The organism is Streptomyces sp. AM8-1-1 (assembly GCF_032229325.1).
In the GTDB taxonomy this organism is placed as follows: Bacteria; Actinomycetota; Actinomycetes; order Streptomycetales; family Streptomycetaceae; genus Streptomyces; species Streptomyces achmelvichensis.
Genome location: NZ_CP135086.1, coordinates 760,191 through 772,871, shown reverse-complemented (window position 1 = coordinate 772,871; position 12,681 = coordinate 760,191). Strand labels below are relative to the sequence as shown.

At 70.3% G+C, this 12,681-nt stretch carries 12 protein-coding genes; 6 read left to right on the top strand and 6 right to left on the bottom strand.

Annotated elements, in window-relative coordinates:
• Positions 1–84: 84 nt before the first annotated feature.
• A complete protein-coding gene (locus tag RPQ07_RS03415; RefSeq protein WP_313942492.1) occupies positions 85–495 on the bottom strand; it encodes an ATP-binding protein in 411 nt (136 codons plus the stop codon).
• 110 nt (positions 496–605) lie between these two features.
• On the opposite strand from RPQ07_RS03415, the gene RPQ07_RS37760 reads away from it, so the two are divergent.
• A complete protein-coding gene (locus tag RPQ07_RS37760; protein WP_391842779.1) occupies positions 606–1,022 on the top strand; it encodes a DUF397 domain-containing protein in 417 nt (138 codons plus the stop codon).
• 87 nt (positions 1,023–1,109) lie between these two features.
• A complete protein-coding gene (locus RPQ07_RS03405) occupies positions 1,110–2,012 on the top strand; it encodes a helix-turn-helix transcriptional regulator (protein ID WP_313942491.1) in 903 nt (300 codons plus the stop codon).
• 119 nt (positions 2,013–2,131) lie between these two features.
• On the opposite strand, the gene RPQ07_RS03400 is transcribed toward RPQ07_RS03405, so the two are convergent.
• Positions 2,132–2,944 carry an SAM-dependent methyltransferase gene (locus RPQ07_RS03400; protein ID WP_313948764.1) on the bottom strand — a complete coding sequence of 271 codons (813 nt, stop codon included), beginning with the start codon at positions 2,942–2,944 and terminating at the stop codon, positions 2,132–2,134.
• A gap of 403 nt (positions 2,945–3,347) precedes the next feature.
• On the opposite strand from RPQ07_RS03400, the gene RPQ07_RS03395 reads away from it, so the two are divergent.
• The 4 genes from RPQ07_RS03395 to RPQ07_RS03380 all read left to right on the top strand — a co-directional run bounded on the left by RPQ07_RS03395 (position 3,348) and on the right by RPQ07_RS03380 (position 6,393).
• Positions 3,348–4,271 (top strand): glutamate ABC transporter substrate-binding protein, encoded by a 924-nt coding sequence (locus RPQ07_RS03395; RefSeq protein WP_313942490.1) that lies wholly within the window; start codon positions 3,348–3,350, stop codon positions 4,269–4,271.
• A gap of 109 nt (positions 4,272–4,380) precedes the next feature.
• Positions 4,381–5,004 (top strand): isochorismatase family protein, encoded by a 624-nt coding sequence (locus tag RPQ07_RS03390; RefSeq protein WP_313942489.1) that lies wholly within the window; start codon positions 4,381–4,383, stop codon positions 5,002–5,004.
• Entirely contained in the window at positions 5,001–5,912 is a 912-nt protein-coding gene (locus tag RPQ07_RS03385; protein WP_313942488.1) for a GlxA family transcriptional regulator, read from the top strand. The genes RPQ07_RS03390 and RPQ07_RS03385 overlap by 4 nt, the downstream gene beginning before the upstream one ends.
• 244 nt (positions 5,913–6,156) lie before the next feature.
• Entirely contained in the window at positions 6,157–6,393 is a 237-nt protein-coding gene (locus RPQ07_RS03380) for a chaplin (protein WP_313942487.1), read from the top strand.
• A gap of 63 nt (positions 6,394–6,456) precedes the next feature.
• Here RPQ07_RS03380 and RPQ07_RS03375 read toward each other — a convergent pair whose 3' ends face one another.
• From RPQ07_RS03375 to RPQ07_RS03360, 4 genes are all read right to left on the bottom strand, one after another.
• On the bottom strand, positions 6,457–9,726 hold the full coding sequence (locus tag RPQ07_RS03375) for a family 78 glycoside hydrolase catalytic domain (protein WP_313942486.1): 3,270 nt from the start codon (positions 9,724–9,726) through the stop codon (positions 6,457–6,459).
• Between the two features lie 124 nt (positions 9,727–9,850).
• A complete protein-coding gene (locus RPQ07_RS03370) occupies positions 9,851–10,885 on the bottom strand; it encodes a LacI family DNA-binding transcriptional regulator (protein WP_313942485.1) in 1,035 nt (344 codons plus the stop codon).
• Positions 10,885–12,327 carry an L-fucose/L-arabinose isomerase family protein gene (locus tag RPQ07_RS03365; RefSeq protein WP_313942484.1) on the bottom strand — a complete coding sequence of 481 codons (1,443 nt, stop codon included), beginning with the start codon at positions 12,325–12,327 and terminating at the stop codon, positions 10,885–10,887. Before RPQ07_RS03365 ends, RPQ07_RS03370 begins: the two co-directional genes overlap by 1 nt.
• Positions 12,324–12,674 carry an L-rhamnose mutarotase gene (locus RPQ07_RS03360; RefSeq protein ID WP_313942483.1) on the bottom strand — a complete coding sequence of 117 codons (351 nt, stop codon included), beginning with the start codon at positions 12,672–12,674 and terminating at the stop codon, positions 12,324–12,326. Before RPQ07_RS03360 ends, RPQ07_RS03365 begins: the two co-directional genes overlap by 4 nt.
• Between the last annotated feature and the right edge of the window lie 7 nt (positions 12,675–12,681).

The following is a 12,681-nucleotide window of genomic DNA, read 5'->3' as shown; positions in this document are numbered from 1 at the left end:
CCGGGCCTGCCGGCGGCGCTCGCGGTCCCGGACCCGCGCGAGGTGGGCGTCATCGGCGCGGACCTCACCGGCGTCGCGCGGGCTTCACTGCAGGGGCAGGGTCGCCCAGACCGTCTTGCCCTTCGGCGGGGTCAGGGACCACGACCATGTGTCGCAGAGCGCGCTGATGAGGTGCAGGCCCCGGCCGCCGAGGGCGCATTCGTCCGCGCTGCGGGGCCGTGGTGCGGTGGAGCTCGGGTCGGTGACCGCGCACACGAGGTCACCGGGCTGCCGGAAGATGCCGAGCCAGACCGGGTAGTCGCCGTCCTCGGGCGATGCCGGGTCCAGTGCGTGCTGCACCGCGTTGGTGACGAGTTCGCTGACGACCAGCTCGGCGTCGGGGACAAGCTGCGGAAGCGCCCATCCGGTGAGGGTCGTGGCGACGAACTGCCGTGCCTGCGAAGCGTTCTGCAACTGACCGTCGAGTCCGCACGCGGCGAATCCGGTCCGGCTCATCCTCTGGTTCCAGGCCCACTGGGGTTCGCCCGCGGGGATCGTCGCGGGCAGTGGTTCCGCGCCAGGCTCCGCACCGCAGAACCGGCTTCCGTGCCTGGTGCTCGTGCTCGATGAGGCTGACACGTGAGTTGTCACTGGTCATGTCCCCCTGGAGGAAGTGGACTTCGGCGCTGCGCCGGCCGCCGTGGAGCGAGTATGGTCGAGCGCCACCCAAGAATGCAATTGCATCTGGGATTGCAATGGTTGGGTGTCGGTGCGAACGAACGTACGAAAATGAAAGGGCTGTTGCAGTGGAGTCTTTCTTCAACGGCATGCGCGCGACCGGGCTGAGCTCCGTGGCGTGGACCAAGAGCAGTCACAGCAACGCGACCGGGAACTGCGTTGAGCTGGCAGAGCTCCCTGGGGGGCGTGTGGCGATGCGCAACTCCCGTGACCCACAGGGGCCCGTGTTGATCTATACGCGTGATGAGATCGCTGCGTTCGTGGCGGGCGCCCGAGGCGGAGACTTCGACTTCTTCATCGGCTGAAAATCGCTCCAAGTGCGACGTATTCCGAGCCATGAACGCCTCGTTGGTGGATACTGGGCGTCTTCCCCGCGTCCGCAGGAGCGCCCAATGGCTGCAGCCGATCCGAATGCGTCGTTGTTCGTACGACCGCTAGGGGCGGTGGAGAAGAACCCGACGGCGCTGAAGCTCATCGTCGGCGGCAAGTTGCGCGAACTGCGCGTCGCCGCCGGACTGGATCCCGCCGATGTCGACAGCAAGCTGGGTTTCTCGCAGTCGAAAACCAGCCGCATCGAGCTCGGCCGGCACGGCTGCAAGCAGGTCGACGCTCTGGCCCTGCTGCATCTGTACGGGGTGGACGGCGAGGAGCGCGTCGCCGAGTTCCTCCGGCTGGTCGACCAGTCCCGCCGGCCCGACTGGTGGCGGTCGTTCAGCGATGTCCTCTCCGACTTCTTCACGCCGCTGGTCGCGCTCGAAGGCGCGGCCGAACGTATCCGTACCTACGAACCGTTCTACGTACCCGGTCTGTTGCAGACGCCGGAATACACCCGTGCCGTGATCCAGGCCGGCCCCGGACATCTGCTCGAGCACGAGGTGACGCGGCGCGTGGAGCTGCGCCAGGAACGGCAGCGTCAGCTGGACCAGCCGGACGCGCCGCGGCTCTGGGCCGTCATCGACGAGTCCGTCCTGCTGCGGGTCGTCGGCGGCCCTGACGTGATGCGCGCACAGTTGGAGCATCTGCTCGCCATGATGGAGCGCCCTCGTGTCACGCTGCAGATCGCGCCGCTGGACGTGACGGCCGCGGTCGGCGTCGGGACCGGAGTGACCTATCTGCGCTTCGCGCTCGGCGACCTGAAGGACGCCGTGTACATCGAGCACCTCACCGACTCGACGTTCACCCAGAAGCCCCAGGGCGTCGAGCAGTACCGGAACATGCTCGACCGGCTGGGCGCGTGCGCCCTCACGCCCGCGCAGTCGATCGCGGCGCTGCGTGAGCGCATGCGGACTCTCTGACGGCCCGCTGACGAAGCGCGCCCGGCGTCGCCTGCGGTCCGCACAACACGACCGGCACGAGAACGGCCCCGGCACACGCGCCGTAGCGCGCGGCCGGGGCCGCTTCCTTGTCGTGGGAGTCAGCCGAGGCGTGCCACGCCGCCCCACTCGATCCACTCGTCGGTGAGCTGCGTGGGCGCCAGATCGGTGTCCGGCCGCCAGGTCGACACCTCCACCAGACCGGGCTCGAGGATCTGGAGGCCGTTGAAGTACTGCGTGACCTCGTGCTCCTCGCGGACCCTGCCCCAGTTGCCACCGGTGGCCTCGGCCATGAAGTCGGTGACGAACTTCCTGATCTCCGGCCGGTCGCTGACCAGTTGGCAGATGACGAGGAAGCTGCCGGGCACCAGGCGGTCCGCCACTCGCCGGATCAACGCCGCCGGGTCGTCCTCGTCCGGGATGCAGTGCATGACGGAGACGAAGAGGGCCGCCACGGGTTGACTGAAATCGATCAGCCGCGTGGTCTCCGGGTGCCCGAGGATGTGGTCCGTCTCGCGCATGTCTGCCTGGATGACAGCGGTGTTGTCGTTCTCGTCCAGCAGTGCCCTGCCGTGAGCCAGAACGATCGGATCGCTGTCGACATAGACCACTTTGGATGCCGGGTCGACGGCCTGGGCGACCTGGTGGACATTGTCCTGGGTGGGCAGGCCTGAGCCGTGGTCGATGAACTGGCGGATGCCGTACTCGCCGGCCAGCAGACGGACGACGCGCTGAAGGAACCTGCGGTTGTTGACCGCCAGCACCTTGGTGCTGGGCACCTGCTTGAGCAGCTGCTCGCAGGCGTCACGGTCCGACTGGTAGTTGTCGCTGCCCCCCAGGAAGTAGTCGTACATGCGTGCCACGCTGGGCACCGTCGTGTCGATGGCGTCCGGGCGCCACGACTCCTCTCGCATCCAGTTCTCACCCGCGTCAGTAGAAATCAGGACCTGTTGGGCGCTCATGCTAAGGAGCGAGGAGCCCTCCGGATAGGCCAAGGGAGAGGGAACAGGCGCACGTGATGCCTTTTCAGCCATCCCTGGCTCAGGGGCAGTTGAACACCCCCGTTCCCGCGCGGAGTTCAGGCCACGGTGTGGATCACCCTGCCGACGACAGCCGCGCAGGCCGCAGCGCTGTTACGGGAGTGACGGGAATGTCCGGTTGCGGCCGGATCGTAATGCTCAAGTTCTGCTCAGATCTGCTGACGGTGGCCGAACTCCGTCCATACCCTCCTCCCAGCGGACACGGGGGCCCTGCGACGGCGCGCCTCGTGCTCCCGCCGTCGCATCTGCTCTATCCGGACATGAGGGATTCTTGATCATGAAGGTCCGCAAGTCTGCCGCCACCGCGGTGATCGCTGTACTCGCGCTGACGGCGACCGCCTGCAGCAGCGGCGAGTCCGGCACGTCCGACGACGACGTCATCACCGGCGGTTCGGGCGGCAAGGATCAGCCCCGGCTGCCCACCTACCCGGTGGCCACGTCCGTCGACCTGGACTCCCCGACGCTCAAGAAGGCCCAGAAGGCCGGCAAGATCGTCATCGGTGCCAAGAACGACCTCCCCTTCCTCGGCTTCGAGGACAAGGAGGGCACACGCTCCGGGTTCGACGCCGAGGTGGCCAAGATGGTCGCCGCCGATCTCGGCTTCTCGCCCGCCCAGATCGAGTTCAAGACGGTCGAGTCCAGCGTCCGCGAGAGTGCCATCGCGCAGGGGGACGTCGATCTGTACGTGGGCACGTACACGATCAACGACAGGCGCAAGAAGCAGGTCGGCTTCGCCGGCCCGTATTTCGTGGCCGGCGCCGACCTCCTGGTCCGCAAGAACGACAAGTCCATCGCCGGACCGTTCTCCCTGCAGGGCAAGACCGTCTGCTCCATCAAGGGCTCGACGTCGCTCCAGGAGATCAAGAAGCCGGACTACGGGACCAAGACCCTGGAGCTCGCCAAGTACTCCGCGTGCGTCCAGCAGCTGCTCGACAAGAAGGTCGATGCCGTCACCACCGACGACGCCATCCTTATGGGGTTCGCCGCCCAGCGGCCGTCCAAGCTGAAGGTCGTCGGCAGGCCGTTCACCAAGGAGCCTTACGGCATCGGCATGGACAAGAGCGACAAGGTCCTGCGCGACGCGGTGTCCGACGCCCTGGAGGCGCACGACACGAACGGCGACCTGATGGAGGCGTACGACGCGACGCTCGGGCTGTCCGGCTCCGGCTGGATCGGCCCGCCGATGCTCGAACGCTACTGAGGAACGGGCGGGCGGACTCCGGACGCCCCGGCAGCGGTGACCGGATCGGTCCGCCCGTGGACCTCGTCGGCCCTGTTCGGCGCCTGTCCGGGCAGGTCAGACTGACGGCATGACCCGAGCGCTGATTGTCATCGATGTCCAGGAATCCTTCCGTGCCCGCCCGCAGTGGAAGACCATCTCGGACCCGGACGTGGCCCGTAAGGCGGACCGTCTCGTCCAGGCGGCACGCCGTGCGGGCGACCTCGTGGTGTGGGTGCTGCACTGCGAACCGGGCACCGGCGGTGTGTTCGACCCCGTGCTCGGCCATGTGCGGCTGATGGAGGAGCTGCGGCCCCTGGACACGGAGCCGCTCATCCGCAAGACCTCGCACAACGCCTTCACCAGCACCAATCTGCAGCAGACCCTCACCCGGCACGGGGTCGGTGAGGTCATCGTCTGCGGGATCCGCACGGAGCAGTGCGTGGAGACGACCGCGCGGGTCGCGAGCGACCTCGGCTACGGCGTCACCTTCGTCGTCGACGCGACCGCCACCAACCCGATCGCGCACCCCGATGCCCCCGACGACCGGAGCATCGACGACCTCCTGTCCGACCCCCGCACCCTGAGCGCCGAGGAGGTCATCCGGCGCACCGCGTACGTCCTCGCCGGACGGTTCGCCACCATCACCACGGTCGCCGAGGTGGAGGCCGCACTCCCGCACACCGCACTCCCGGACACCGCCACGGGATCATGAGCCGGGTCGTCTTCCTGCTCCTGCCCGGCGTGCATCTGCTGGACCTGGCCGGACCCGCGCAGGTCTTCTTCACCGCCGCGGACTTCGGCCACCCCTACACGCTCGGTTATGTGGCGGAGCAGACCGATGTGGCCTCCGCCCAGGGGCTGCCGCTGCGGGCCTCCCTCGACTGGCCCGGACTCGGGCCGGAGGATCTGGTGGTGGTCCCGGGATGGCGGGCGCGCACGCTCGCCGACAGCCCGGTCCTCGGGCAGGCCTCCCTGAGGGCGCTGCGGGAGCACCACGCCCGCGGCGGCACGGTCGCCGGCGTCTGCTCGGGCGCGGAGGCACTCGGCCAGGCGGGACTGCTGGACGGTCGCCGCTGTACGACGCACCACGAGGTGCAGGACGAACTGGCCCGTCGCCATCCGCGCTCGCACCTCGTACGCGACGTCCTGTTCACGGCCGACGACCGGGTGGTCACCTCTGCCGGTATCGCCAGCGGCATCGATCTGTCGCTCTATCTGATCGCCACCCGGCACGGCCCCGCCGCGGCCGCCCAGGTGGCCCGGAGCATGGTCGTCTACTCCCGGCGCAACGGCGACGAGCCGCAGACCAGCGTCATGCTCCGGCACCGCTCGCACCTCAGTGACACGGTCCACCGCGCTCAGGACCTCATCGACGCGCAGTTCGACAAGCCCCTGCGCCTGCCCGACCTCGCCGCGGCCGTCGGCGTCAGCGAGCGCACCCTCACCCGTTCCTTCACGCGTGTCACCGGAGGTCTCACCCCGCTGCGCTATCAGCAGACCCTCCGGCTGGAGCGTGCGGAACACCTCATCGGACAGGGGGCGACGGTCCATGCCGCCGCTCGTTCGGTGGGCTTGCAGGATGCGCGGACGCTGCGCCGGATGCGCGCCCGCGCTCAGTGATCCGGCGGAGACGGCGGCACACGATCGTGCTGGTCGCGGGCGATTCACCGGACGCGACGGCCGGGCGAACAGCCTAGGCGAATTCACCCGATATGGCGGAGAAAGTCCCTCCAGCGCGAGGAACGCGTGAAGTGGGGGGACACATCAGCAGACGCTCGGCGGCTCCCGACCGTGGCGTCAGGCTGTCCGAAGCGGGCGCCTGCGCCAGGGGCCGCCTCCCCGCTTCTGTACAGGAGATCTCTTCATGGCTCTCATCAAGACCGCTGCAGTCGCCGCCGGTGTCTGCGCCCTCGTGCTCGGCGGCGCCGGCTTCGCGACCGCGGACAGCGACGCCGACGGCATCGCGGCGAACTCGCCCGGCTTCCTGTCCGGCAACGTCGTCCAGGTGCCGATCAACGCGCAGCTCAACCTCTGCGGCAACACGGTCAACGTCATCGGCCTGCTCAACCCGGCGGCCGGCAACCTCTGCTTCAACGACTGACGAAGCAGTGATCGGTGTGGCCCCCGGACCGTCGTCCGGGGGCCACACCCTGTCGGCCCCGTGTCAGCCGGTCACGTCCCGCGCCGTGAACACCCACGTGCCGTGCGGAACGCGATGGACCACATGACCGGACTCGGTCCGGTCGTAGGAGGCACCTTCCGGCGCCGTGACGGCGGAGCGGCCCGCGGCCGGCACATGGACCTCGGCCTGCGAACCGACCGGCACCTCCACCGTGAGGCGAAGCTCCCGGCCCGAACGCTGCCAGCCCGCCGACACCCGCCCCCTGACGGTGCGGATCGCGGTGCGGGCCCAGGTGACACCCGTCCTCGCGTCGGGACGGACGGTGAAGGTGCGGTATCCGGCATCGCCCGGACGCAGGCCGGCCACGTTCTCGTAGAGCCACTGCACGACGGTTCCCTGGAAGTAGTGGTCACGCGAGCGTGAGTCGAGCGGCCACATCTCCCACATGGTGTCGGCGCCGTGCTCGAACCAGTGCCCCCAGCCGGGATAGGTCTTCTGCGTGGCGATGGCGTGGGCCACGTCCGCGTGGCCCTCGGCCGTCAGCGCGGGCAGCAGCACACTGGTCCCGAGCGCGCCGGTGTTGAGATGGCTGCCCCGGGCGGCGATGTCGTCGATCAGGCTCCGGGTCACCGAGGCGCGTGCGGACTCCGGCACGAGCCCGAACGCCAGGGGTATCGCGTTGCTGGTCTGCCGGTATCCCGGGTCCTTGGCGGTGCGGTAGTGACCCGACACCGGGTCGAGGAACGCCGCGTTGAAGGCGCTCCTGAGCCGCTCGGCGCTCTCCCGGTAGCGCTCGGCCGTCGCCGCTTCGCCGATGACGTCGCCCATCTCGGCGGTGTGCAGAAGGGCACGGCGCAGATAGGCCGTGGCGGTCAGACGGGTGTCCTCGGGGGGATTGCCCCCGTAGCCCGGAGGCAGGTAGTCGCCCAGGGCGGTGACCGCGAGACCGTCCTCGAGCCGGCTGATCTCCCAGTCCAGATAGCGGGTGAGCGCCGGCCAGTGCTGCCTGGCGATTCGGTCGTCCCCGTACACCCGGTACATCTCCCGGACCACGAAGGGATAGACGGTGGTCCATTCCGGCGAGGGGCCCAGATCGCCGTAGCCCCAGCCACCGCTCGGCACGATGACGGGCAGCTGGCCGTCCGTGTTCTGGCTGTCCGCCAGGTCGTCGAGCCACTTCGACAGGAAGCGGTGGACTCCGAAGGCGTAGGCCATCACGGGGGCGCCGAGCTGGGCGTCACCGGTCCAGCCGTTCTTCTCGTACATCGGGGTGTCGGTCGGGATGCCGTGCAGATTGTTGAGGACCGTGCGGCGCATCGCCTTGTCGAGCCGCTCGTAGAAGGGCTCGGAGCAGCGGAACTCGCTCACCTCGTCGACCCTGGTGTGCACCACACGGCCGAGCACCTCGTCGGGCTCCGGTCGCCGCGGCAGTCCGCTGATCTGGACGTAACGGAAGCCCTTGTAGGAGAACCTGGGTTCCCAGGTCTCCCTGCCGCTGCCCGCGCACACGTACTCGTCCGTCTGGAACCGGCCGGGCACATGGCCGGTCTCGGCGTGCACGCTCCCGTCGGCCTTCAGCTTCTCGCCGTGGATCAGGCGAACCGTGGTCCCGGCGGGGGCGGTGACGGTGAGCCGGGTCCAGCCGGCGAGCGTGCGCCCCATGTCGACGACGTGGACGCCGGGGCTCAGCTCGGTGACGGCGGTGGGCCGGATCGTCTCGATGATCTCGATCGGGTCGTGGGGCTGGGCCCTGAGCGTGCCCTTCGGCGCCTCCTGGACACCGGCGGCGGACCAGCCGCTGTCGTCGAAGCCCGCCTTGGTCCAGGCGCGTGGTGCGCGGCGCGCGTCGTAGGTCTCGCCCGCGTAGAGGGAGTTGGAGAGGGTCGGGCCCTGCGTGATCCGCCAGTCGGGGCCGGTCGCCACGGTCGTGCGGGAGCCGTCGGGGTGGTCGACCTCCAGCTGCGCCAGCAGCCGGGGCTCGCCGTGCCAGGGCGGGCGGTGCCAGTTCCAGACGTTCGGGGTGGTCATGCCGTAGAAGCCGCGGCCGAGGGTGACACCGATGGCGTTGGCGCCGCGCTCCAGGTGGCCGGTGACATCGTGGACGGCGTACAGCACGGTCTCGTCGTAGTCGGTGAAGCCGGGGTCGAGCACCTGCCGGCCCACACGCCGCCCGTTGATCTCCGCGTCGTAGTAGGCGAGTCCGGAGATGTGCAGCCGGGCGCGGGCGACCGGCTTGCGCAGGGTGAACTCCCGGCGCAGCAGCGGCGCGGGCAGCTCGGGGACGGCGACGGTGACGCCCGTGCCCCAGGGGCCCTGGCCGTACGGGGAGAGGACCACGGCCGGCGCCCAGCCGCTGTCGTCGTGGTCGGGCCGCTGCCAGCCGTCCTGTTCGGAGTCCTCGGCCCGCCAGCCGTTGCCGGTCACGAGCTGATGGCGGTGGCCGTCGGCGGTCTCGACCTCCAGACGGACCAGGAGGCCGCCGGGGTTGATGACAACGTTGCCGCGATTGGTGGCCACCGCGGCCAGCACGATGCGGCCGCCCGAGGCACGCACCTGCTCGGTGACGTCGGCGCTTCGGCCGGTGCGCCAGCCGTCGGTCTGCTCGGGGGCGTGCAGCACCTGCTGTCCGCCGAGGTGGAGGGTGAAGTCGTCGTCGGCGGTGGCCACCACGGTCGCCCGGGACACCTCGGCTCCGGCGGGCAGTTCCAGCGCGGCACGGAACCAGCGGGGTCCGGCCGGGGCGTCGGTGGAGGTCGCGCCCGCCGACCAGATCCAGGAGGCGCCGTCGAAGCCGGGCGCCTCGGGCGCCGCCTCCGCGCCGATCCAGCGGGCGCGCCACCCGTTTGCGGGCAGAGCGGTCTCCCACCAGCGGACGGCGCTCCACGAGGAGGCGCGGCCCTGTTCGTCCCAGACGCGCACCTGCCAGTGGTAGCGGGTGCGGGGCCGCAACTCCGGTCCCGCATAGGGGACGTTGACCGACCGGGTGGAGACGACGCGGCCCGAGTCCCACAGCGGACGGCGGCTCAGGTCACGGGCGTCAACGGCGACGCGCACCTGGTACGCGCTCTGAGCGGCGCCCCGGCCGCCCGCGGCCAGCTCCCAACCGAGGTGCGGGACGGCGGTGTCGATGCCGAGGAGTTCCTCCGCGTACTCGACGGTCGTCCGCTCGACGCGCAGCCGGCCCGCGCCGGGGCCGGGTCCCGGCGGCCGTGGCGCACCGGATGCGGTGCCCATGGTGCCTGCCGCGGCGCCGGCCGCTGCCGTCACGACGGCCGCGCGCAGGAAGACCCGGCGGTTCCAGTTTCTGCTCATGACTCGTCCCTCGCTGTGGAGTGTGAGATGGAGCGTGATGGCGACGATGCACGCGCGCCCCGTCACCGAAAGTGACATGACGATGCGTCAAAGACCTTGCAGGGAAGCGCTGTTGGAGCGGTCGTCAGCGCCGCTTGGCCGCCGGCCGCGCGATGGAGGAGCCCCGCACGACCAGCTCGGGCTGGAGCACGATCCGCTGATGGCGGTGGTCCGCCGCGTCCGGCCCGGTCTCCTCGATCAGCAGCTCGGCCGCCAGCCGCCCCATCCGGACGGCCGGCTGCCGCACGGAGGTGAGCGGCACCGCGGCCGCGGAGGCGAACTCGATGTCGTCGTACCCGACCAGCGCGATCTCGTCGGGGACGCTCACGCCGGCGGCGAAGAGCGCCTGGAGCACGCCGAGTGCGAGCAGGTCGTTGGCGCAGAACACGGCGGTCGGCCGGGGTGACATCCCCAGCAGCCGGGCCCCGGCGTCCCGGCCGGCCGACACATCGAGCTTCCGGGTCTCGAGAACCGTCAGCCGGTCCTCGTCCAGCCCGGCCTCGGCGAGGGCCCGCAGCACTCCCGTACGGCGGTCCTGGCACTGCGAGAGCTGAAGAGGTCCGCTGACGTACACGATCCGCTCATGGCCCTGGTCGAGCAGATGCCGCCCGGCGAGGCTGCCGCCGACGACGTCGTCCACCGACACCGAACACCCCTCGGCGCTCGGCACCACCCGGTCGACGGTGACGAACGGGATCTCCTGGCGCCGGAAGCCCGCCAGATTGCGCCCGGAGGTGTCCGCCGGGGTCACCAGCACGCCACGCACCCGCTGCTCGCTGAACAGGCCGAGATACTCGGCCTCCTCCTCGCTGCTCTGCGCGCTGTTGCAGAGCATCACACCGAGTCCGGCGTCACGGGCCACCCGTTCGGCACCGGCCGCGACATCGACGAAGAAGGGGTTGGCCATGTCGAGCACGAGCAGCGCGATGATGCGGCTCCGCCCGGCCCGCAACTGGCGGGCCGACTCGCTGCGCACATAGCCGAGCCGGTCGATGGTGGACAGGACGCGTGTCCGGGTCGCCTCCGCCACCGAGTCGGGCCGGTTGATGACGTTCGACACCGTGCCGACCGACACCCCGGCCTCGCGCGCGACATCCTTGATACCCACCGACTGCGTCATCAGGCCGAGACCTCCACCAGCTCCAGTCCGCCGAGATCGGCCAGCGCGCGAAGGTCGGGCAGCAGATGACCTGTGGCCAGAGCCCAGTGATGGCCGACCCCGCCGGCACTCCACGCGTCGGTCCATTCACCGGGGTCGCAGCCGAAATCGACGCGCGACGTGGTGTTGCCGATCTCGAGGAGCGGACCGCCGACCACTTTACCCTCGGCCGCGACCAGCCGGTATGCGCCCTGACGGGACTGTCCGAGGCCCACCAGGGTGACCGGTCCGTGGCGAACGTCGAACTCCACCGACACACCCCAGCCCCGTTTGCCGTGGAAGACGCCGAGCCCGCGGAGCAGCGGTTTGCGGGCGCTGACGGCCGGATGGCCCGGGCCGTCGTGGCCCATCTCGACCACGCCCGCCCGGAAGTCCAGTGCCTGGAGTTCGGTGAACGACCCGCCGCCGCCCAGGCGTCCGGCGATGAGCATCGCGATCGAGGTGCGGAGCTCGTACTCGCCGCAGGCCGGGATCCCGCGAGCGGTCAGCAGCGACGATCCCAGGATCATGCCCGCACCGAGGCGTTCGTGGATCTCGCCCTCCAGGCCCCGGTGGTAGTACGCGAGGCTGTCCAGGTCGAAGTCCGCGACGAGCCGGTCGAGGCCCACGGAGACCCGCGCCGCCCAGGCGAGGTCCTCCGTCACCACGCTGTCGTCGAGTTCGAAGACCTCGCGGGTCTCGGCGAGCCGGGCCTCCACCTCCGCGTCGTCGGCCTTCTGGACCCGTACCCGCAGATCGTCGAACTCCAGGACCTCGACATGGCCGCCGAGATGGCCCGGCACCATCGTGAGGTCCGTCGAGACGTCGTACATCCCGGGGTAGAGATGGCCCATGAGACCGTGCCGTCCGCCGCGGAGGACGGCGAGTGCGCCCGCCGCCCTGATCCAGCGGCCGATGCGCTCCCAGGCCCGCTCGTCCTCCAGGTACCCGGACACCGAGCGGAAGGGGACGCCGACGCGTTCGAACGTGTTGGCCATCTCGGGCAGCGGACAGGCCCCGCAGTACGCCAGCCAGTCCCCGGTACCGAACGACGCGTGGTCCATTGCCTCGGTCGGCTGGAGATTGATGAGCAGCACGGGCGCTCCGCTGCGCCGGGCGATCGGCACGAGCATCGTCGCCGTCATATAGGTGGTCAGGAAGCCGACGATGAGATCGCAGTCGGCCGCCCGCAGCCGCTCGGCTGCCGCCGCGCCGTCCGTGGCGTCCGAGATGAAGCCGACGTCGACCACCTCCGCGTCGAACGCCCGCATGCGCTCGGCGACCCGAGCCGCCGACCGTTCCAGCCGGGGCAGGAGATCGGGGAACTGCGGCCAGTAGGCCCCCAGCCCGCCCGCGACGAGACCGATCCTCGGTCGGCGGCTGACGGCGGGGACGCGTCGGAAGGCGCCTGCCTCGGTGGTCATGTCCGCATCTCCGTCTCCTCCGCGTCGCCGCCGAGATGGAACACCTCGGTCAGCGGCGTCATCGCCTCGTCCGGTCCGGCGCCCTCCAGCGCCTCGAAGAAGTCCGCCATCTCCGCCTGCCAGCGGGCGTTGACCCCGGTGGCGGCCATCGCCGCCCGCGCGGCGGTGAAGTCCTCCGTCTCCAGATAGCCGACGAGCAGTCCGTCCTCGCGCAGGAAGAGGGAGTAGTTGCGCCAGCCGGCGGCGGTGAGCGCCGAGAGCATCTCGGGCCACACCGACGCGTGCCGCCGGCGGTACTCCTCCGTCCGCTCGGGGCGGACCTTCAGCACGAAGCACACGCGTTGCATCCCGGCT